20 protein-coding genes are annotated in these 21,777 nt (G+C 59.4%); 11 read left to right on the top strand and 9 right to left on the bottom strand.

The genetic code is table 11. The features are described 5' to 3' along the window. Positions 1 to 43: 43 nt before the first annotated feature. The 4 genes from BV106_RS18760 (at position 44) to BV106_RS18745 (ending at position 6,083) form a co-directional block, all read left to right on the top strand. On the top strand, positions 44 to 1,423 hold the full coding sequence (locus BV106_RS18760; protein WP_051946045.1) for a hypothetical protein: 1,380 nt from the start codon (positions 44 to 46) through the stop codon (positions 1,421 to 1,423). A 57-nt stretch (positions 1,424 to 1,480) separates the two neighbouring features. After that, entirely contained in the window at positions 1,481 to 2,923 is a 1,443-nt protein-coding gene (locus tag BV106_RS18755; RefSeq protein WP_051946044.1) for a neutral/alkaline non-lysosomal ceramidase N-terminal domain-containing protein, read from the top strand. Positions 2,924 to 2,962: 39 nt separating this feature from the next. After that, positions 2,963 to 4,066, top strand: coding sequence for a galactose oxidase (locus tag BV106_RS18750; RefSeq protein ID WP_081891912.1), 1,104 nt, complete (start codon positions 2,963 to 2,965; stop codon positions 4,064 to 4,066). Between the two features lie 127 nt (positions 4,067 to 4,193). Next, positions 4,194 to 6,083 carry a DUF1592 domain-containing protein gene (locus BV106_RS18745; protein ID WP_051946043.1) on the top strand — a complete coding sequence of 630 codons (1,890 nt, stop codon included), beginning with the start codon at positions 4,194 to 4,196 and terminating at the stop codon, positions 6,081 to 6,083. A 12-nt stretch (positions 6,084 to 6,095) separates the two neighbouring features. On the opposite strand, the gene BV106_RS18740 is transcribed toward BV106_RS18745, so the two are convergent. Further along, positions 6,096 to 6,494, bottom strand: a complete 399-nt coding sequence (locus tag BV106_RS18740; RefSeq protein ID WP_038167275.1) for a DUF423 domain-containing protein — start codon at positions 6,492 to 6,494, stop codon at positions 6,096 to 6,098. A gap of 102 nt (positions 6,495 to 6,596) precedes the next feature. Between BV106_RS18740 and BV106_RS18735 the strand changes: the two genes are divergently transcribed. After that, entirely contained in the window at positions 6,597 to 7,052 is a 456-nt protein-coding gene (locus BV106_RS18735; RefSeq protein WP_265595829.1) for a DUF4112 domain-containing protein, read from the top strand. A gap of 20 nt (positions 7,053 to 7,072) precedes the next feature. Here the strand turns inward: BV106_RS18735 and BV106_RS18730 are convergent, their stop codons facing one another. After that, on the bottom strand, positions 7,073 to 8,461 hold the full coding sequence (locus BV106_RS18730) for an FAD-dependent oxidoreductase (RefSeq protein WP_038167171.1): 1,389 nt from the start codon (positions 8,459 to 8,461) through the stop codon (positions 7,073 to 7,075). A 38-nt stretch (positions 8,462 to 8,499) separates the two neighbouring features. Further along, entirely contained in the window at positions 8,500 to 9,750 is a 1,251-nt protein-coding gene (locus BV106_RS18725; protein ID WP_038167170.1) for a homoserine dehydrogenase, read from the bottom strand. A gap of 296 nt (positions 9,751 to 10,046) precedes the next feature. Between BV106_RS18725 and BV106_RS18720 the strand changes: the two genes are divergently transcribed. Further along, on the top strand, positions 10,047 to 11,021 hold the full coding sequence (locus BV106_RS18720; protein ID WP_038167168.1) for a hypothetical protein: 975 nt from the start codon (positions 10,047 to 10,049) through the stop codon (positions 11,019 to 11,021). Positions 11,022 to 11,047: 26 nt separating this feature from the next. Then, complete coding sequence (locus tag BV106_RS18715; RefSeq protein WP_081891910.1) at positions 11,048 to 11,767, top strand: MBL fold metallo-hydrolase; 720 nt, start codon at positions 11,048 to 11,050, stop codon at positions 11,765 to 11,767. Between the two features lie 776 nt (positions 11,768 to 12,543). Here BV106_RS18715 and BV106_RS18710 read toward each other — a convergent pair. Next, entirely contained in the window at positions 12,544 to 12,984 is a 441-nt protein-coding gene (locus tag BV106_RS18710) for an NYN domain-containing protein (protein ID WP_038167166.1), read from the bottom strand. Positions 12,985 to 13,182: 198 nt separating this feature from the next. Here BV106_RS18710 and BV106_RS18705 point away from each other — a divergent pair, with 198 nt between their 5' ends. Next, a complete protein-coding gene (locus BV106_RS18705; protein WP_038167273.1) occupies positions 13,183 to 13,848 on the top strand; it encodes a GDSL-type esterase/lipase family protein in 666 nt (221 codons plus the stop codon). 78 nt (positions 13,849 to 13,926) lie between these two features. On the opposite strand, the gene moaA is transcribed toward BV106_RS18705, so the two are convergent. Then, entirely contained in the window at positions 13,927 to 14,928 is a 1,002-nt protein-coding gene (gene moaA / locus BV106_RS18700; RefSeq protein ID WP_038167165.1) for a GTP 3',8-cyclase MoaA, read from the bottom strand. Between the two features lie 94 nt (positions 14,929 to 15,022). Between moaA and BV106_RS18695 the strand changes: the two genes are divergently transcribed. Further along, complete coding sequence (locus tag BV106_RS18695) at positions 15,023 to 15,460, top strand: hypothetical protein (protein ID WP_038167164.1); 438 nt, start codon at positions 15,023 to 15,025, stop codon at positions 15,458 to 15,460. 15 nt (positions 15,461 to 15,475) lie between these two features. Here the strand turns inward: BV106_RS18695 and BV106_RS18690 are convergent, their stop codons facing one another. The 4 genes from BV106_RS18690 to BV106_RS18675 all read right to left on the bottom strand — a co-directional run bounded on the left by BV106_RS18690 (position 15,476) and on the right by BV106_RS18675 (position 20,168). Continuing rightward, the gene (locus tag BV106_RS18690; RefSeq protein ID WP_051946040.1) at positions 15,476 to 16,636 is read right to left on the bottom strand and encodes a GTP-binding protein; all 1,161 of its coding nucleotides are present in this window, start codon (positions 16,634 to 16,636) and stop codon (positions 15,476 to 15,478) included. Between the two features lie 165 nt (positions 16,637 to 16,801). After that, positions 16,802 to 18,943: an FAD-dependent oxidoreductase gene (locus BV106_RS18685; RefSeq protein ID WP_038167163.1), complete on the bottom strand. Its 2,142-nt coding sequence runs from the start codon at positions 18,941 to 18,943 to the stop codon at positions 16,802 to 16,804. 64 nt (positions 18,944 to 19,007) lie between these two features. Continuing rightward, positions 19,008 to 19,193, bottom strand: coding sequence for a hypothetical protein (locus BV106_RS18680; RefSeq protein ID WP_038167162.1), 186 nt, complete (start codon positions 19,191 to 19,193; stop codon positions 19,008 to 19,010). A 39-nt stretch (positions 19,194 to 19,232) separates the two neighbouring features. Next, positions 19,233 to 20,168 (bottom strand): AraC family transcriptional regulator, encoded by a 936-nt coding sequence (locus tag BV106_RS18675; RefSeq protein WP_038167160.1) that lies wholly within the window; start codon positions 20,166 to 20,168, stop codon positions 19,233 to 19,235. Positions 20,169 to 20,332: 164 nt separating this feature from the next. Between BV106_RS18675 and BV106_RS18670 the strand changes: the two genes are divergently transcribed. After that, positions 20,333 to 21,196: a phosphoenolpyruvate hydrolase family protein gene (locus BV106_RS18670; RefSeq protein WP_038167271.1), complete on the top strand. Its 864-nt coding sequence runs from the start codon at positions 20,333 to 20,335 to the stop codon at positions 21,194 to 21,196. 85 nt (positions 21,197 to 21,281) lie between these two features. Next, the gene (locus tag BV106_RS18665) at positions 21,282 to 21,686 is read left to right on the top strand and encodes a GxxExxY protein (RefSeq protein ID WP_009960980.1); all 405 of its coding nucleotides are present in this window, start codon (positions 21,282 to 21,284) and stop codon (positions 21,684 to 21,686) included. Positions 21,687 to 21,777 lie beyond the last annotated feature (91 nt).

Raw genomic sequence — 21,777 nt, 5'->3', positions numbered from 1 at the left:
ACCCGCAACAAAATCACCAAGGCTGGCCCGCGTATGTGGCTTCATGCCCACCATCGTCCCCAGAGCATTCCTGCAGCTTGCCCTGCTCCTGTTAGCCCTCTTCGTTTGCAAACCGCTTGCCCGTGCCGAAGCCATTAAGATCGCGACTTTCGATGTGGATGCGACACCGCCAGTAGGTTCCGCCATGGCCTACGACAAGGTGAAGCGGTTGGATGAATTGACCCTGCGAGCCCGCGGCATTGTCATTCTGGGCCAGGAAGAGCCGATTGTGCTGTGCGCGGTGGACTGGATTGGTATTGGAAATGAGGGGCATGACGCCTTCTGCCAAGCCTTGGCAGCGGCAGCCAACACCTCAGTGCACCGCGTCGCCGTGCACGCGCTTCATCAACATGATGCACCTGGGTGCGATTTCACTGGAGAGAGAATCATGAAGAAGCTGGGAGTGGCAGATCTGGGCCGCTGCGAAGGCACCTTCCACCGCGAAGTGGTGGCACGCCTGACTACCGCAGTGAAGACCGCCCTACCCTTGGCGCAACCAGCCACCCACGCCGGCTGGGGCGAGGCCAAAGCCGTTGAAGTCGCCTCGAACCGCCGCATTGTCGGACCCGAGGGTCGACTCCGGCCCATGAGAGGCAGCGCCACCAAGGACGCCAGCCTGCGCGCCGAACCCGAAGGCCTGATCGATCCCGTCGTTTCTCAATTGAGTTTCTGGAATGGTGACAAGCCCCTCGCCGTCTTGAGCTACTACGCGTGCCACCCGCAGAGCTACTACCGCACCGGAGTGCCCAGCTGCGACTTCCCCGGCATCGCCCGGTTCATGCGCGGGCAGTCCGTGCCAGAAGCCCTGCATGTCCACTTCAACGGCGCTGGCGGCAATGTGGCCGCTGGCAAGTACAACGACGGGTCCAAAGAGAACCGCCTCACCCTGGCCACGCGTCTGGCCGAGGCCATGACGAAAGCCTATGCTGCCACCGAAAAGTTTCCGCTGACCACGGGTGACGTCCGCTGGTCCTATGAACCAGTGCGCCTGCCCGCCGGCAAGCACCTCATCAAAGAAGACCTGGAAAAAACTCTCCTCAGCACCTCCGTCCGGATGGGATACATCGGACAGATCGACCAGCTCTCTTTCCTGGATCGGGATCAGGCCAAGCACCAAATTGAAATCGGCTGTCTGTCAGTCGGCCCTGCCCGCGTTCTCCACATGCCAGGCGAGCTCTTCGTGGAGTATCAACTCAACGCCAAAGCTCTGCGTCCGGACCTGAAGGTGGCCATGGCCGCCTACGGTGACTACGGCCCAGGCTACATCGGCACCCGCGCTGCCTATGCCCAAGGCGGCTATGAGATGGAACCCCGCTCCACCAACGTCGGCCCCGAGAGCGAAGAGATTCTCATGGGCGCGGTAAAGAAGCTGCTGGCCCGCTGATCACTCCCACCCCGGGCTGGAAATACTCAGACAGACCAACCTCCTCCATGTGAACTCATGAAACCTTGTTTTTCATCGAACCACTGGAGAACTGTCCCGCCTCACTCAGGCGTCACACGGCGTGAACTTCTCCGCATGGGCGTTCTGGGCGCTCTCAGCGTCGGAGTCCACTCGCTGACGGACCGCGCTGCGGCTCAGGCGGGAGCGTCGTGGAAAGCAGGTGTAGCCCGTGCCGTTATCACGCCAGAACAAGCGGTCTGGCTGGCCGGCTATGGCAGCAAACGGGTTCCCGATGGCAAGCTGCATGACCTATGGGCCAAGGTCCTGGCACTGGAAGACGCCACCGGGAATCGTGCGGTGCTGATCACCACCGACTTCCAAGGCGTGCCGAGGGAGATGAGCGACCGCGTCTTTGCCCAACTCCGCCAGCAACTGGGTCTGGAGCGGCATCAGGTCATGCTCGCATTCTCCCACAATCACTGCGGCCCCAGATTAGGCGATGATTTGGGAGACTACTATCCCGTGGAAGAGGAGCAGGTGACCCGGGTGGAACAATACACCACCCAGATGGAGACCAAGCTGGTGGCGCTGGTGGACGAAGCCTTGAAGCAACTATCCCCGGCCACGCTCAAGCAGGGCGTCGGCATGACCGGATTCGCCGTCAACCGCCGCAACAACCGCGAAGCCGAGGTGAGCGAACTGCTCGCCCAAGGAACACCACTAAAAGGCCCCGTGGACCATTCCGTGCCGGTCCTGACGGTGACAAGACCGGATGGAAAACTGGAAGCCGTGCTTTTTGGCTATGCCTGCCACCCCACCACGCTCAGCTTCACCACCTGGTGCGGCGACTACCCCGGCTTCGCCCAGCTCGCGCTGGAGCAACAGCACCCCGGCACGACCGCCATGTTTGTGAACACCTGCGGCGGAGATCAGAACCCGCTGCCCCGTCGCAGTGTGCTGCTGTGCGAGCGCTACGGACGCATGCTCGCCCAGGCGGTGGAGGACACCTTGACCAAGGATTTGCAGCCCATCTCCCCCAAGCTGCGCACCGCTTTTTCCCACGTCGGTCTGGCCTACGACAAGGTCATGACCCGTGCAGAGATTGAGCCGGACTTGCAAAACGCGAATCCCATCCGTGCTCGTTGGGCAGCCCGCCTGCTGCGCCGCCTAGATGCTGGCGAGACCTTTGGCACCAGTTATCCCTACCCACTCCACGCATGGCAGCTTGGCGGGGAAATGCTTATGTTGGGCATCGGTGCCGAAGCCGTGGTGGACTACGCCCTCCGGTTCAAGAAGGAATTTGGCCCCGGCACCTGGGTCTGCGGCTATGTGGATGACATGGTCGCCTACATTCCCTCCCGCCGAGTGTGGGAGGAAGGCGGGTACGAAGGCGGCTCCTTCCTCTATGAGTACCGCCACCCCGCCCTGCGCTGGGCCGGAGATGTGGAAGACCGCATCGCCACCGGCATCCACGCCCTCGTCAAAAAAGTCAGGTCTTGAACCCGCAACATCCCACCATCACTCCTCTGGAGGCGCTCCATGAACTGCCACCCCTTCCCCCGCTTCCACCGGCATCTCACGGCGCTCGCCATTGCCTCCCTCCTCGTCATTGATGCGTTGCAGGCGGATCAAGGAAAAAACACCTCCACTCCCGCCGCACCTCAGGCGGCACCAGCAGAGAAAGGCCCCGACTGGGTGCTGACCACACCTCAGGCAGCATGGCAGCCTCGGGATTCTTCAGGTGAGGTGGTGTACCGCGACCGCCTTTGGATTTTCGGCGGCTGGTTCAACTCTCAAGAGGCGCCTCCCCGCGATGTGTGGAGCTCCCCCAACGGCAAAGATTGGACACTCGTCAGCCGCGAAGCTCCCTGGAAACACAGCGATCTGCCGATGAGCCTCGTCTTCAATGACCGGATGTGGATGATGGGCGGCTGGCACAACGGGCGACTACCGGGTTATTCCGCGGGTCGGGAGGTGTGGTGGTCCCAAGACGGATCCACCTGGCAGCAGGCCACCGCCACAGCCGCCTGGACGCCACGCACCGCTGCTGCAGCCGTGGTCTTCAACGACAGGATGTGGCTTCTGGGCGGCACGGAGAACTACTACTTTGGCGACGCGAAGAGCCTGAAAAACGATGTTTGGTCCTCCCCTGACGGCAAGGTCTGGACTCTGGCCACCGCCAACGCCGCATGGTCACCCCGTGCCTATCATCAGGCGGTGGTGCTCAACGGGAGGATCTACCTCTTCGGCGGCGGGAACTATGTGCCCGAGTACCACGCCTTGAACGATGTCTGGTCCTCCGACGATGGTATCCACTGGGTTCAGGAAACTTCCGCCGCCCCCTGGAGTCCGCGGCTCTGGTTCTCATCGGTCGTCTATCGGGATTGCATGTGGATCCTGGGCGGATGGTCCAACCACCCCTCACAAAACCTTGGTGACGTCTGGTACTCCCGTAACGGCAGGGAATGGGCGCAGCTGAAGTCCGCTGTTTCATGGAAAGAACGCCATGAGCACTCTGCCTACGTCTTTCGTGACCAGATCTTTGTGGCCGGCGGCCATGCCCGGCCATTGAGCAACGAGGTGTGGTCCCTGCAACTCCCGGCCGGCTGGGCCCCCTCCGTTCCTCAAGCCACGACAAAGTAGAGTAGAATCGGCAACACAGGCAGGGGCTTCTCCTCATCTGTGGGCCCACGATTTGCTCCGCATTCGGGAGGCAAAAGTCTGTCGCGAGGAAAGCTGCGACCTTTTGGAAGCGTATCCTCCTTTCCCCATGTCTTTTCGCTTTTTCCGGCTTCTTCTGGCAGGCTCCACCTGCGGCCTGGCTCAGATGTGCCCGGCTCAAGAACCTTCCCCCACGGTTGCCTCGGTGTCGGATGCTCTGGACAAGGCCCTCCTCCCTATTCTTGAACAGCGATGCATGGACTGCCATGACGACGAGATGAAGAAAGGCGACGTCAGCCTGGAATCCTTGCGGCAGCCGGGCCTGAACCGGCACAACGTCCGGCTCTGGGACAAGGTTCGGGAGCAGGTCCGCTCCGGAACCATGCCTCCTAAGAACAAGACTCCGCTCGAGGCGGGTCAGAAACAGGCCGTGCTCGACTGGATCAAGGCCAATGAACTGGCGATCAAGGCCAGCCCCGCCTCCGACCCAGGCCATCGCAAGGTCCGCCGTCTCAATCGCGAGGAGTACTCCAACACCCTTCGCGATCTGCTGGGCATCTCCAGCCGACCAGGGGACAAATTTCCTGCCGACGGCGCGGGTGGCGAGGGCTTCGCCAACAATGCCGATACGTTGACCTTTTCCACGCTCCTGATGGAAAAATTCATGGGCGGGGCCAATGACGCCATCGCCGAAGTCTGGAGCAAACCAGAACTGCGCGGCCGCCTGATGGCCCCCGTCACCAGCGACAAACTGCCTGCCGAGGTGGGTGCGGAGCTCGCTCTTCGCCCCTTCCTGCTCAAGGCCTATCGACGGCCCCCAACCGAAGCCGAGCTCAAAGAAGTCATCAAGATCTTCACTGCCGCTCTCCAGCGTGGCGAGAACTGGGACAACGCCATGAAGGTCGCCTTCAAAGCGATCCTTCTATCCCCCAAGTTCCTGCTGATTGAAGAGGAGGATCGGCCGGGGGTGAAGGAGCCTTGGAAGGTCAATCACTACGAGGTCGCGAGCCGGCTCTCCTTCTTCCTCTGGGTGTCCACGCCCGACGACGCCCTGCTCAAGCTGGCTGCGGAACAGAAGCTACAAGACCCGGCGGTGCTGGCTGCGGAAACCAAACGCATGCTGGCCGATCCCAAGGCGCTGGCCTTTACCAAGAACTTTGCCGGGCAGTGGCTCCACTTCGAGCAACTCTTCAATGCCGTGGATCCGGATCGCCGGAAGTTCAAAGACTTCAACGACACCCTCCGGCAGGCGATGTACGACGAGGTCTTCACCTTTTGTGACGCGGTCCTGCGCCACAACGGACGAGTGCTCGATCTACTGGACAGTGACTACACCTTCGTCAATGAGCCCCTCGCCAAGCTCTACGACATCCCCGGCATTCAAGGCAAAGAGATGCGCCAGGTGAAGTTCACCGACAACAAGCGCGGCGGCCTCACAGGGATGGGTGCCATTCTCGCCGTCACCGCGCTCCCTCAGAGGACCAGCCCGGTTCTTCGCGGCAAATGGGTATTGGAACAGTTACTCAGCGCCCCTCCCCCGCCCCCTCCGCCCAATGTGGGAGAACTCCCTGAAGACGATCGATCCATCAAAGGAGAACTCACCTTCCGGCAGCGCCTGGAGCAACATCGCGCCAAGCCCGTCTGCGCCGGTTGCCATGCCCGCATGGACCCACTTGGTTTTGGCCTCGAAAACTTCGACGCCATCGGCAAGTGGCGGAATGACGAGAACGGCAAGCCGCTCGATGCCAGCGGTCTAATGCCCGATGGCACAGCTTTTGCCGGACCCGCCGAGATGCGAAAAGTGCTGATGCTGGAGAAGGACATGTTCGTCCGCACCCTCTGTTCACGCCTCCTCGGTTATGCCCTGAACCGCGGCCTGGAAGTGAACGACCAGCCCACCCTGCTCCGGCTGGAGGAAACGCTGAAGCAGGCGGACTATCGCAGCGAGTCACTGATCATCGCCGTCGTCCAGAGCTTCCCCTTCCTGCATCGCAGATAATGGGGAGCCACGCTACACCTGATCCCTCTTCCCCGGGAACATCAGAAGGAGCCAGCCCAGCATGATCAAGACGCCGCCGAAAGGTGTCACCGCCCCCAGCTTTGTGAAGCCAGTCAGGCAAAGGGTGTAGAGGCTCCCGCTAAAGAGAAACACCCCAACGACAAAACTCCAGAACGCCCCCTTGCCCCGGTTCCGATCAGAGTACGTGTAAGCAAGGATCAAGAGAACGACGGCATGAACGAGATGGTAGAGACTGGCCGTCTTCCAGATTTCCATACGGTAGGCGGCGTCAGTCGCGCTGAGCGACGCGTCCCACGCCTTCTTCAGCGCATGCGCCCCCATCGCCCCGAGGCCTACGGCCAGGAATCCCATGATGCCAGCAATGCGGAGCTTGAGGAGATCTACCTTCATAAAAAGCACTCTCTCCAGCGTTTGAAGCGATGCCAATGAAATAATGTCGCGGCAACGGTGTCAGAGAGTGTCTCAAGCCGTATGACCACCTCATCCACGACCATGCCGAACGAAACCGATTTCGAAGTCCTGCCACCAGAGATGCCCGGCGCTTCCTACACGTCGACAGACCTGACCCCAGACCAGGAGCTCATCCTGAAGCAAGTGGAGAAACTGGCCCGCATTCTGGACTCGGCGATCAACATCCCCGGCTTGAATTGGCGGGTGGGAGCAGATGGAGTTATCGGCATGCTGCTGCCTGTCGTGGGCGATGTCGCCACCTCTCTGGCCTCCGGCTACATCGTGGTTCAAGCCGGAAGACTGGGATTACCTCGCGCCAAGCTGGCCAAGATGGTCATGAACATCCTCGTGGATACAGGGGTCGGATCCGTCCCCTTCGCCGGTGACATTTTTGACCTCGTCGTGAAGGCCAACCTCAAAAATGTGGACATGATCCGGGAGCATTTCCAGCTCCCTCCCATGGAGCGGGGGTGGAATACACCGCCCGCTAACCGGTAGTCAACGGAAGCTCTCGGAGTCTAGGAATGCTGCAACCGCTTAAGCACCACTTGAGCGGCCGTCGCACCCATGCGCATGGCTGAATGCATGTTCGGATACTTGAAGCCGCCCTGTCGTCCGGTGGACTGCAGGTTGCTGACGCTCTTCACCCATTGGATGACCTGCTCGTAGTGCGGCTCAAAGCCCAGGCTGAAGATGGGGTACCCCGTCTCGCCGTGGAGGATGTTCACCTCCACCACATCTTCCCGGGCGCAGATGTTCTCCAGTTCCAGATCCGTGAAGAGGCGCTCTTTGGCCTCGTCGGTGCCCAACCATTTGGCATCACCAATTTCGCAGGTGGTCTCCACGATGAGCACCGTGTGCCCTTCGGGTTTCACCACAAGCCCTGCGTTCTTGGGCTCGCCAACGCGATGGAAGAAACGATCGCGATAGTAGATATAGAGGCCGTCGATGCACTTTTGCTTCTTGACCAGCAGACCGTAAATGGAGATGGGCTTGAAGCGCAGTTGATGGGAGGCCTCCACCACGCTCGCGTCTGGCACCGGGTCCGCCTTCTGCACCAGCCAGGGCAGAGGGATCGTGGAAATGCACTCATCGCACTCCACCACGTGGGTCTCCCCACCTTGTTGATAGGTCACCGCCGTCACCCGGCCATCGGTCATCTGCACCTGCTGGACATCCGCATTGAGAATCACCTTCCCGCCCGCTTCCATCACCGCTTTGGCCAGCGCACGAGGCATCGCTTCTGCGCCCGTCCGGGAGTAGTGCAGCGTCTCCTCATGCAGGGCACTGTCCACCGCCTTGAGGCTCTTGTCCTTCACCCCCACTTTGCCGAGCGTCTTCTTGATCACATCCACCGCGCTGAGGCGCGGCATCTTGGTGGTGATGAATGTCGCACTGAGCTCGCGGGGGTGAATGCCCCAGTAGCGGTGCGTAAAGTCTTTGAAGAAGAACTTGTAGAGAGGAGTTCCGTAGAGCTGGATCAGCGCCTCTTCGGCATTCTTCGGATGCCAGGGCACCAGAGCCTGGCGAATCTGGGCGTAGAACAGACCCAAGGTATAGAAGGCAAGGGTGAAGATGGGGATCCCCTTGATCATGTCCTGGAACTGCAGTGGGTAGCGGTAGAAGCTGCCCGCCCAGCGGATCTTGGCATCCAGCTGCACCGGGATGCTATCATCCCCCATGAGTGACATGATGTCTTCATAGACCTCTTTGTCGAACTCATGAAGCATGTGGCACCCCAGATCATACCAGTTGCCACTCCGCTCATGCGAGGTGGCCAAGCCTCCCGGCAGAGATCCTTTTTCCAGGACAGTGACGGGAATGCCCACCCGGGTGAGCACGCGGGCGGCATAGAGCCCACACACTCCTCCTCCGAGGATTGCGACATGTTTCTTGGTAGCTGCCATCCGTGTGCCTTTCGTGCCTTGCCGCCGCAACTTCCCGACTACTTCTTGATGCCGGGGAGGGCCATCTGCTGATTCCACAGCTCAACCATGCGACTGCCTGGCATGTTGAAGTCATCCCAGAACAGGGGCTCGTCTTTCTTCACAGCACGCTTGAGTACTGGACGCTCGTTGGATTCCTCCACGTCCAGCACGCCCTGCGGCATGCGGCCCGCGGCGTAGGCAGGTGCAGCCTCTTCAATGAGGCCGTACACTTCGTCACTGCCAATCGCGTGTTCCACGCGAGTGCCTACCGAGAGGTCTTTCTTGGCATACGCAAAGCAATCCGACACGCGCCCCATACGCTGGGTGCAGACCGGCTTGTTGTACAGCGCTGCCAGCGCGGAGGCGCGGGGCGTCTCCAGGTGGCAGAGGTGATACGGACGCAGGAACACGTAGTACGGGTGCTTGTTCGTCACCTTGTAGTAGTTCATGTAGCCCTGCTGGAACTCGCTCTCGCACTTGGCCACCACATAGACGCCGCCGCCATGCTCCTTGGCACCCAGCACGTAGTCCACGCGGCCTTGGCCGTTGTACTTGTCGAAGTCGAAGAGATCGACCACGTCCTGCATCTTGTTGGCCTTCGGGCCTTCCATGCCAGGAACGAACGGCGTAAGGCCGTATTCGTTCGCGATGACGGCCATCTCGATGTTCAACTTGGAACCATCGGTGTAGGCGAGGCACTGAATGGTGCTCAGGCCAAGCTTCTTGGCGATTTCCACGGTGCCTTCGATGTCACGATGGCGATCCAGGAATCCCTTCATGTTGCCGGCCTGGACGATGTCAAAGCCCCACATCTCGATCTCTTCCATCATGCGGGCCAGCACACCATGCTGGTCGCCAGCATCACTGGTCACCACCACGCCATGCTTCTGGGCCTCTGCCTGCAGCAGGTGCCCCAGAATGAGGTCCACCTCAGCATTCATCATGACCACATGCGCTTTGCGCTGGATCGCCGCGATGCTGTAGTCATACGCAGCGATGATGGAGTTCGTGGCCTCCACAAACACGTCCACGTGCAGCTTTTCGTCACGAAGGGCGGCCATGCCGTCCGTGGTGACCAGAGTGGGTTTGCCGTACTTGTCGGCCCCCTTCTGCGCAGCCTCAAGATTCTGGTCGGCAACGAATGCAAGCCGCATGCCCGGGGTCCGGCCAATCTGGTAGGCAATGCCAGTACCCATGGCGCCAGACCCGATCAATCCGATCTGGATGGGCCGGCCTTCTTTCTCTCTCTGCTTCAGTTCTTGCAACATGATGTAGGGCGGGCATTCAACACGGCATCACCGGGCTGTCAAACGGTATGGGACTGCATGAAAATGGTCAAAATACGGGATTCAGCGGATCGGTGAACCCGGCTCGAAAGCCCTTCGCAGGCGGATCCCGGCCCAGTGAACCTCCCCTTCCTGCCAATCCAAGTGACACATTTGTTCAAGTTCTCCCCGGAATGAAAAATCGGTCATGTCCCTCCCACCCACCATCCGAAATGCGATGGGCATGGCGCTGGAACAAAAATCGTGGCCTTGAAGCAAGGTCTGATCCAGCATGCACCATGCGTCACCTGACCTCTCTCCTGCTGCTGCCCCTGCTTCTGGCCAGCCCCTGGCTCCCGGCAGCCCCTCCGTCTGGCGACCCCGCCATCGTGACGCAGACCCCGGGCCTCGTGGCATTCTGGACCTTTGGAGAGTCCGCCGGTCAGCCCCGCCTTTCCACTGGGACGCCCAATCCCCACCCTCTGAAGGAGGTGGGCGACCCGGTCACCCGCTCCGACGGCGGGCCCTATTCTGGCTACAGTGCCGAGCTTAGCGGGAAGAACTTCCTCCAAATCCCCTATGCAGAGACCGCCGATCTGAACATTTCCGGTCCAGACGCCCAGGTCACCCTCTTCGCCGTCGTTCGCATCGAGAACCTCCACGTCAGCCGCACCATCGCCGGCATGTGGAGCGAGGGTAAGGGCAAGGACGACGACTCCGGCACCCGCCAGTACGCCTTGCTCATGAACATGCCCGCGTACGGTGGCCCCAACAAACTCGTCCCCCACATCTCCGCGGAGGGCGGCGTCACCCGCCGGGCTGATGGCTCGAAGTTCCCCTGGTGCGCCGACTACGCCGTGAGCGCTGGTGACGTGCCGACCGAAAAATGGTGCACCCTGGCCTTCACCTATGATTCCAAATACCTCCGGGCCTACATCAATGGTCGGCTCGACGCCAACGAGCTGGATCCGGTGAAGCACAAGCGTACCGATCCCTACTTCCTCAAGGAGGGGCTCGAGGGAGGCAGTCGCGGCCTCAATCCCTATTACCATGGACGGGGCATTTTCCGCTACGACCGTGAAAAGCATACCGAGTCCAAGCCCATGGGCGGATCGGACTTCATTGTCGGTGCTCGCTATGCGGTGGGTAGCCTCTTTGCCGAGGGCAAAGCAACCATAGGCAAGTTCGGCGGACTGGCCGTTTTCAATCGGGCCCTCAGCGATGACGAAATCCGACGCCTGCATGAATCGGCACGGATCGAGGCACTCAAATAACTCCAGGCCAAGCTTCATTGTTCGCTATGGATTCGCCACCTGGCTACCCACCGGACATTCAACCAGTGTGGACGCCTTGGGTGACTTTTCACGTTATTAACGTACAAAAAGAGAACTCCCTCTATCTGATCGATACCGGGATGTCCGGTGCCATTCCGGCTCTGAAGCGGACCCTGAAGAATCGCGGATGGGATCACCTGCCGATTCGCGGCATCGTCCTCACGCACGGACACTACGACCACACCCGGAACGTAGCGGAGCTAGTACGCGAGACCGGTGCGTGGGTGGCCGCGCCGCGATTGGACAAACTGCACTGCGAAGGAAGGTTTCCCTACCGCGGCTGGTCGCGAGCCTGCGGGTGGCTCGAAGCCTGCGGGCGCCGCTGTCTTGGATTTCAGGCCTTTACCGTCACCCACTGGATCGACGATGGCGACTCCATCCCGATCGGCCCCGGTTGGACGGCCATCCACCTCCCGGGACATACCGATGGCCACATGGGTTATCTTCATGCTGCCCAGAAGCTCCTGTTCACCGGCGACCTCTTCGCCAGCTTCGGTGCACTTTCCCATCAGCCGCCGCGGTTCCTGAACAGCTCCCCTCATCAGATCGCTCGCAGTCTGGAACTCGCCGCGAGCTTGAACCTTGAAGGAATACTTCCGAATCACGGCTGGCTAGCCACACCTGCCCGCCACCTGGAACAGCTTCATAGATTGGCTGGTCGCCACCGAGATCGCGAGCCCTCCTGACACTCTCACATCCCTCAGTCACACGGGTTGAGCTCGCCTGAATCTCTCAGGGTTATTCACATATTCACATCAAACTGACGATAGAGTTGTTCCCATTTTACTCACAACTCTGGATTAGGAGCTCAAAAATCCACACCTCGATTCACATCCCTTTACTCACATTTCAGCTCACATTCACTAATTTCCGATGCGGAATTCTTTTCGTAATATCTGTCTTATCAGTTTAAGACTGATCAGGTTTTGCCAGCATTTTACGGATGCAATAAAACAATATCTTTTGTGAACAACGTGTGAAGATACTTGGGAGCAACTTGAATGTTCACCACTTCCTTCACCAAGGAGATATTCACAATCAGCAATCGCAACCTTTGCACTCTCATTTCAAACTATAAATATCGTGTTATTGCATCTTAAAACTCTGAACCTCAATTCTATAAATAAATATAACACGCTAGCATAGTTACCCCATCGGCAATGTCCGATATTTTCTATTCCCACACCAAAACACGCACACTAAGTGATAACGTTTACACGTTACTATTTAGTTCAATTAATTTGATTATCAATGTAAGTTAAACAACGAGCAAGTTAAATTCTCTGTAACTTAGGTCGGGCAGATTGGGGAAACCCGGAATTATTTTTTCCTCAGACCATCAAGAAAATTACCTTTGATTTTGGCAGGTCCATCGTGTGTTTGAGTCAGGGTCCTCTCCCCTCTCTTCACGTGAAGCGGCCTTCAGAACTCACCAGGAGCCCCCGCCTCTATCTGTTTCGAATCAGGGTTTGAGACGCCGGCCGAGATCTGCCTCAGCTCGTTCAACCTCGTATCTCAGTTCGTCAGGCGAGACCCAGACGGCCCCGAAGGACTCGACCGTATCCCGCTCCATTTGATCTGCCGTCGCCACCCGGATGGCAAACGTGTCGGCGTATTTGGCCACCAGCCGCTCGATCACCGAGTCAGCTGTCCGGCCGGAATCCGCGTAGAAAATCTGAATCCCAGCCGTCTCCCGCTCATCAGTCACCTTGGTTCCCACCCCATCAAAGACCACCACCACTCGCGTGCCGGTCACGTCTTGGTAGAGACGGAGCCTCTTCAACAGCGCCTCCCGGGCGAGGTACCTACGCGGTCCGGTGCCATGCAGCTGGCGCAATTCTTCCCAAGCGTGGATGACGCTGTGTCCGTCCACGATGACAAACTGCATTGTGATGTCCGCCATGGGTTTCTTTCAGCAGCTTTCCAGACGCTCCGGTGCCGGGCAAGCAGAAGCCGGTGGGAATCAGCATATCCAAGTGATGTCTTCGCCAAAAAAAAGTTGGATGTCATCCCCTCCCCGTGCGTTTCCGAAGTGTCGCAAGACCGCAACCTCATCCCGATGAACATCCTCCCAACATCCCGTTCCTTCGTCACGCCCCCCATGCTTCGCCGTTCCCTGCTCCGCCTTCTCCCCGTCGCCTTGGTCGGCATGGCACTCAGCCACGCGGCAGCCGCTCCCGTGAAAGTCGCCTGTGTGGGAGATAGCATCACCGCCGGATCCGGCGTCAAAGACAAAACCAAGACCTACCCGAAGCAGCTGGGCGGCCTCTTGGGTGACAAGTATGAAGTCCAGAACTTTGGTGTCGGCGGCTCCACCATGCTGAACGCCGGTGACAAACCCTATCAAAAGGAGAAGCGCTATCAGGATGCCTTGGCCTTCGCCCCGGACATTGTGGTCATCAAACTGGGAACGAACGACACCAAGCCCCACAATTGGCAGAAGAAGGAAGGGTTCGCAGCCGACGCCAAAGCATTGATCGCCTCCTTTCAGAAGGCCAATCCCAAGGCGCAGGTGTACCTCTGCACTCCTGTCCCCGTCTTCGCCCAAGGGAACTTTGGGATCCGCGGAGAGGTGGTGCTCAACGAGATCATCCCCCTGGACAAGCAGATCGCTGCGGAGCTGAAGATCCCGCTGATCGACCTGCACACCCCTTTCGACGGCAAGGGCGACCTCGTGCCAGACCGGGTCCACCCCAATGACGCCGGGGCCACCATAATTGCCAAGACCGTCTTCGAGTCACTCAAGAACAGCAAAAAGGCATCTTGAAGCTCTCGCGGCCCGCCGCGCCCAGTGTTCCGGGTAGTTCTGAATTGCGGAATTACCGGTGCACTAGGCTACTGGATCTCACCCGCCAATGGCGATCATCCGGCGTCCCGGCTGGTAGCTCCCCCGGAAGTCATGCTCCTTGGGTTTCCGCGCCACGACATGCAGGAAGAAGTCAGCCAGTTCATCATCTGAGCATCCACTTCGCAGCACCTCCCGCAGGTCAAACTCAAGGTAGCTGCCCAGGCAGGGTCTCAGCTTGCCATCGCAGGTGAGCCTCAGCTTGTTGCAGGTCTCACAAAAATGGAAGTTGGTCATGGCCCCGATGAAGCCGATCAACTGATCCGTACCAGGAATCTGATAGTAGCTCGCCGGCCCATTAGTCTTGAAGTCCGGGCGTGCGATCAGGGGCCCGGTCTCGCGTTCGATGAGCTTCTTGGCCTGACCGCAGGCCAGGAAACTCTCTTCCCGCAGCACTTCAGCCGTGCTCACCGGCATCAGCTCGATGAACCGGATCAGCGCCCCTTTCTCGCGGGCAAACATGATGAGATTCATGAGTTCCCGCTCCGTCTGGTGATGGATGAGGACGCAATTGAACTTGATCGACTCAAACCCGGCATCCCTCGCCGCATCCACTCCTGCTATGAGCTTCGGCAGCAGATCCCGGCGCGTGGTCGAGAAGTACGAAGCCCGATCCAGCGAATCCAGAGAGATGTTGGCTGTCCGTACCCCCCCCTGCACCAGGGCTTCTGCGGTGGTTCGACCATCCGCCAGAGGCTTGGTGAGAAGCGTCCCATTGGTGGAGATCCCTACGTCCTGGATGCCCGGCAGCGCGGCCACTTGGGCGCAGAAGTCCACGGCCCCGGGTCGGGTCAACGGCTCCCCACCCGTGATGCGGACCTTTCGAATGCCCAACCGGGTTCCCACCCGGACGACCCGCAACATCTCCTCATAGGTGAGCACCTCCGCCCGATCGAACCACTGCTGCTCTTCATCTGGCATGCAGTACCGGCACCGCTCATTGCAGCGGTCCGTGATCGAGACTCTCAAATAGGAAATGTGATGACCAAAGGGATCTTCCACAGAGGGGAAAGGTAGGACAACGCTGGACAAAGGCAACCACCACCACGCTGAACAGCACTGGTGATGACGCGTCTAATTGTGCTACGCTTGTCCCATGAAAAAGTTCCCGCTCATTTTTGCCCTGGCCGCGCTCGGCCTGCTGGCCAGCTGCACGGCCCCCGTGCAGAAGCGCATCGAGCGCAACCCTCAGATTTACAGTGCATTGAGTGAGCGACACAAGGCGATGGTCGCCCAACGCAAGATCGAGGAAGGCATGTCGAAAGGAGCCGTCTTCATCGCCTGGGGCCGTGCGGATCGCGTCGGACGTGGGACCAAGAATGGCAAGCAGTACGAGCGCTGGAGCTACACGGGCACCGACACTGTCCCCGCCTATGGCGGCGGCTTTGGCTACGGCTACGCTCCTGGGTTCTGGGGCCACCGCTACATCTATGACCCCCTCTTCTATTATGATCCCTTTATCGAGGTGCCTTACGAAGCCGGGCGGGTTGAGTTCCTGAATGGCAAGGTCTCCTCTTGGTCCGTCACCAAGTAAGGCTGACTCCACTCTTTAGAATCCTCGGGCAAGACAGGCGTCGAATTCGCGGCGGAGGGCGGTCTCGTCCATCTTCCGACCAATCACCACGATTTCCTGACGCCGGTCCCCCCAGGGTTCCTGCCAGTTCTCCTGGAGTTCCTTCCGCTCCGTAGGGTCCGTCGGCCAGGCCGCCTGATCCACGGCGGCCCACCAGTACCCGATCTCTTCTGTCTGCCGCATCACCCCTGCCTGCTGGACGAAGCTGGCCTTGTCCATTTCGTTGGACAGCCAAACCAGTCCTTTGGCCCTCAGCACCCCCGGCCACTCCTGCTGGCTCCACTTGTGAAATGAGCGCGAATCAAACGGGCGACGGGCGCGGTAAACAAAGCTGGTAATGCCGTATTCCTCCGTCTCCGGGGTGTGCCCCGTCAGACTGTCCATCCACCCCCCTGTGGACTCGGCCTGACTCTCAGAAAAAAGGCCCGTTCCCATGACCGCCCCCAAGGCCACCTCGGACTTGGTCGTTTCATAGACCTGAGCCTTGGGATTCAGTGCCTTCACAATTGCTCGCACCGCCACCCGGGAATCCAGATCCATGGCATCCGCCTTGTTGATCAGGATCACATTGGCAAATTCAATCTGATCCACGAGGAGATCCACCACCGATCTCTCGTCCTCCTCTCCAATCTCCTGGCCTCGACCTTTCAGGTCCTGAGTAGAGCGGAAGTCATTCATGAAGTTCCGCCCATCCACGACGGTCACCATCGTGTCGAGCTGAGCGACATCCGAAAGCTTGCGCCCTGACTCGTCCGCAAATGAGAAGGTCTCCGCCACGGGCATCGGTTCTGAGACGCCGGAACTCTCAATCACCAGGTGGTCAAACCGGCCCTCACCCGCCAAGCGCCCGACTTCGATGAGAAGGTCCTCCCGCAGGGTGCAGCAGATGCAGCCATTCGACAGCTCCACGAGCTTCTCTTCGGCCCGTGCGAAGGCGACATCCGACTGTTTCACGAGCAGGCCATCCATGTTCACCTCGGACATGTCGTTTACGATCACTGCCACCTTCATTCCCTCCCGATTCCGGAGAATGTGATTCAGCAGGGTTGTCTTTCCCGCTCCCAAGAATCCGGAGAGGACAGTGACGGGCAGTTTTGATTTGGACAGGGCTTCATTGCTAATGCATTTAGATTGCATTAGCAATGAAGACACCGCAGAGCCTCCCTCGCAAACACTTTCGCAACTAAATTGCGTTTTATGCCACCTGCCTTGCCCAGTGTCATCTGATCACAAGTCCCCAAAGAAAAGGCCGCTTGGGATCACCAAGCGGCCCATCAAATGTGCGAGAAGCTGATCTCCCTTCTACTTCTTGATCCACTGCACCGCGTCCACGATCACGTGGCCATCGGTACCTTCGTTGGAGACTTCCACGACCGCATCCTGACCGGCTTCGAACTTGAAGCTGCCCAGTGAATAGAGCACGCCGTCGATCGGGGCCTTCTCCTTCTGATTCACCTTCACGGTCTTCACGCCATCCGCGCTGCGGATGGTGACCGGCACATTGCTGGCCCGGTTGGCCAAGGCCTGATAAGCCAGGCGCACTTCATACTGGCCAGCCTCCTTCAGCTGGGTGCGGAACACGGCCTTCTGGTGGCCTTTTTCGGCATTGCCATCATGGGCATAGCCAGCACCGATGAACGGCGTAGCACTGGCCCCGTGCGACTCAAAGCCGGTCAGCACCGCGTCGACATCATCCACCACCACTCCGCCGAGCTTGGCCTTGTCGAGAGACTCCACCATCGGCTTGGCCGGTGATTCGAAGTCCAGCACCTGCTTGTCAGCATCCAGCTTGGCCTTGAGGGTGGCATAGTCCAGCTTCTGCAGATCCACCTTGGCGTCGATGGCCAGGGAGGCAGCCGTGGCAGCACTCTGCCCCAGCACCATGAACACGGGCTCCATGCGGATGGAACCAAAGGCGATGTGCGAGGAGCTCAGGCACACCGGCACCAGCACGTTCGTGCACTCAGTTGCCTTGGGTACGATCGAGCGGTAGCTGATGGGATACGGGCGGCTGCCCACCTGGACATCGCCTTCGTTGCGCACAAAACCTTCTTTCGTGATGTAGCGCTGTACATGGTGGGAGTCCATGTTGTAGGCCCCCATGCCCACCGAGTCGGGCACGATCTCAAGACGGCGGCAGTTCTTCTCCGTCATCACATAGTCGGACACCAGGCGGCGGGCCTCACGCACATAGAGCTGGCGCGGGAAGTGACCGCTGTCGGCGAACTCGTCCTTGGCCAGGCCCAGCTTGGTGAAGTGCTCACGGATTTTTTCCGGCACACGGGGGTGGTTCGCATAGGTCCACATGAGGCCCAGCTGGTAGTCGCGATGCTGCTGGATGATGCGATCCCGGGTGGCATAGTCGCCGTCCGGATAGTCGTAGTTCAGGCCGATGTTATCGGTGCTGATGGCGAAGTTGTTGTTCGTGTCCGTCTTGCGGTTGGGCATCCAGACCGGATTCCAGGACAAACGACCATCCCCCGCCTCCACGTTGCGCAGAGCCAGCTCGTAGTTCTTCTCGTCGTAGTTGGCTGGCTTGGGCCAGGGCAGACGGTTCTCAGGCACATCCGTGGTGCACATGCGGAAGTTGTAGGCCTGAACCCGGTGGTCACCGGCGAACTCCTCCCCGGGAGCTTCCTTCTGGACGCCGGGCAGCACTCCGCTCTTCGGATCTCCGGGCACCACGTACGGGTCCACGTTCTTGATGAACTGGTGGCTGCGGGCATGGCCGGTCTGCACGCCATTGAGTTTTTCATCGTACTTGGCGTTGGCCTCGCGCCCCACATGGTAGGACACACCCGCCTTGGCAAAGAGGTCGCCCTCATAGGTGGCGTCGATGAACATCTTGCCTGCAAAGGTGCGGCCCGACTCCATCACGATCTCGGTGATGCGGGTGCCGTCTTTCTTGACTCCGTTCTTGAGGTCCAGGCGCTCACCGTACACCACCGGCACCTTGGCCTCAGCGATCATCTCGTCATAGATCTTCGTGGCCACATGCGGCTCGAAGGTCCACATCGTTTCCTCGTTGGGAGTATTGCCGCCGTGACGCTTGGCCACATAGTCTTCCCGCTTCTGCTGTACCCAGGACTGGTCACGCTGGTAGTGCTGCCACACGCGGTGGTAGAACTCCCGGGACATGCCGCCGATGGCCTTCTTGTTCCCGATGTCGGTTGCTCCCAGCCCGCCAGTGGTCAGGCCACCGAGGAACTTGGTCGGCTCAATGATCACCACCGTCTTGCCCATGCGCACGGCCTGAATCCCAGCCGTGATGCCACCGGAGGTGCCGCCGTAGACGACGATGTCGTAGGTCTCCGTCTTTTTGTTTTCAGCGGACGCCTTGGCTTTGGCCCCGGCCTTGGGAGTTTCCTTTTCCGCCTGCGCCGCCAGAGGCACGCCACAGAGCGCTGTCAGGGTGAGTGTGAGGAGGGAACGTTGGAACGTCATGACAGGGTAAGGCCACGACTCTCCCTTTTGGACAAGAAATCGCTCGATGGACACGGCACCCCGCCTAGGGGGTCGCGTTCCCCGATTGCCCTAGAGCGGCTGGTGCCGCCGGTGCTACCGCGGGTTTTTTCCCCTCCCGCTTGGCATCCTCCACCTTGCCCACTGCCCAGAAGATCCATCCGGCCAGAGCCACCAGCGCAGCCAGTAGCAACCACATGATCCAGGTGAAAATCGTCTTGGGAGCGGACATGTAACTCAGAAAATAGAACTATCAGGGATGGAGCGGCGACTAAACGCGGTGACTGCGGGCACGATGCTCACTGGGGCGCCACCCCGTCCATTTCTTGAAGGTGGTGGAAAACACAAACGCATTGTGATAGCCCACCGCAAGGGCGATGGACTCGATCTTATCCTCAGTGCTCGCCAGCAGTTCCGCCGCATGGCGCATCCGCAGATACGTGAGCTGCCGCATGGGTGAGCGGCCGAGCTGCTGCGTGGTGAGACGCCGCAGGTGCTCTTCACTCATGTGCACCTCCTGGGCCAGTTGGCTCAGGGTCCACGGCTCTCCCAGCCGATGAGCGATCTTCTCCCAGAGACGGGAAAGCCGGTCATCCATCTGCCAGGGTTGAGCGAAGCGGAGCACATAAGTTTGCACCAGTTCCACCCAGTGGTGCATCGCCACCGGGGCGGGAGTTGGGGGAGCAGAAGACGGCACCTTTTTCTCACCGGAGGTCTCTGACTGGGAGCGGACGCACTCCGCATGCAGCCCCAGCATGGCCAGACGCAAGGGCTCAGGGTCAAACTTGGCCAGCACTGGGGAACTGGCCGAAACAAGGGGCCGCTGCTCCGGCACTGCTTGGTAGCGAACCCAGACGAAGTTCCAGGGCTTGCTGGGGATGGCATGGAAGGCATTAAGCAGATGGGGAGGCAGCAGACAGGCCATGCCCGCCCGGCATTTCTGCCAACGTCCGTCCACGAGGATCCGCCCCTCCCCACCGTAGCAGGCCATGAAGTAGGTGCCGCTCTGCTTCATCCGCACGATGTTGTATGGAGACTGGGCCTCGCAGATGCCGAGGTGAGCGATCCGATGCTGGGCCAAGGCGCTACAGGCAGGCGCTTTTGCCAGCCATTCCCGCCGGTCTCGCACGTCCACCCGCACCACCTTTTGCGTGGTCGCCTCCCCCAGGATGTGGGTTTCGGATAGGTCTTGGTGCGTCTTGCTCATGCGACGGTAAGTGAAAAAAGCGGGCGGGAGGCGTTGGTTTCTGAGATGCTAAATCCGCGTCGATCCACGCCTGCGATTCAGTCCAAAAGACATGAAGCGCGTGAATGGGTTCCGCCGCAACGCCAATCCGCAAACCAAAACCAAAAATCAGCAATTCCAAACTCATGCCCAATCCCTGGACCGGAATCGGTAATCCCTACACCCGCCAAGAAGTCGTCGATCGCTTCAATGCCACTCTGAAGCGCGGCGAGCCTCTCATCGTCGCCGGTGCCGGCACCGGGATCAGCGCCAAGTTCATCGAACGCGGCGGGGCGGACATGATCATCATCTACAACAGCGGCCGCTTCCGCATGATGGGGCATGGCTCCACCTGCGGCCTCATGGCCTATGGTGATGCCAACGAGATCGCCATGGAGATCGGCGAGTACGAAGTGCTCCCCGTGGTGAATGAGATCCCCGTGGTCTGCGGGGTGCATGCCAGCGATCCCCGCCGCCGTATGTGGCACTGGCTGGGCAAGGTCAAGGACATGGGCTTCTCCGGCGTGAACAACTTCCCCACCCACACCATTGTGGACGGTCACTTCCGCCAGGTGCTGGAAGAGACCGGCATGAGTGTGAAGAAGGAGTTCGAGATGATCGGTCTCGCCAGTCGCATGGATCTCTTCAGCATCGTCTATGTGGCCACCCCTGAGGAAGCTATCGAGATGGCCAAACAAGGCGCCGACTGCATCATCGCCCACGTCGGCACCACTGTCGGTGGCAGCATCGGCGTCACCAGCGCCGTCGTGTCCTGGGATCACACCGTCGCCCGCACTCAGGAAATCATCGACGCCGCCAGCCAAGTCCGGAAGGACATCTTTTTCCTCACCCACGGTGGCCCCATCAACACGCCCAAGGACGTGGAGTTCATCCTCGGTAAAACCACCGCCCACGGCTTCGTCGGTGCCAGCAGCCTGGAGCGCATGGGCGTGGAAGAAAGCCTGACGAACCTCACCAAAGAGTTCAAGAAGGTGCCGTTCAAGCAGTAGAATTCCGAACCACTGATTGACACTAATTTAACACTAATGAAATCCAAAAAATAACACGGGTTCATAGACTCTTCATTCGCACTCCATGGATGCCAGCAGTTTTCCGGATATCGAGATCGCTACGCCCTTCAAAAACGAGGGCTATGCTCTTGTAGGCGCTGCGTTCGAGGTTCATCGCACGATTGGCGGTGGATTGCTGGAAGAAGTCTACCAAGAGTGCCTGGAGATGGAGCTCGCAGCACGGGGTATTCCGTTTGTGGCAAAGCAAGCGCTCTCCATCTACTACAAAGGTCAGCAGCTCCGCAAATGCTACATCCCAGACCTCTGTGTGTACGGCGGAGTGGTCGTGGAATTGAAAGCCGTTGGCGAATTTCTCCCTGAACACGTGGCTCAGCTCATGAACTACATGCGACTTGCACGTAAACCGGTGGGTTACCTCCTCAACTTTGCTCCGCTCGACAAGCTTAGATGGCAGCGGTTCATCCTCTAGCCAGCTCCTCTCTCCCATCATAGTTCTGGGTTGTTTTGAATCTCATTTATCAGTGTTCCATTAGTGTCAATTAGTGGTTCCTCCCCTCGCA

Source organism: Verrucomicrobium sp. BvORR106 (assembly GCF_000739655.1).
Classification (GTDB): Bacteria; Verrucomicrobiota; Verrucomicrobiia; order Verrucomicrobiales; family Verrucomicrobiaceae; genus Verrucomicrobium.
The sequence above is the reverse complement of the archived record's forward strand: the minus strand, read 5'-3'. Positions and strand labels throughout refer to the sequence as shown.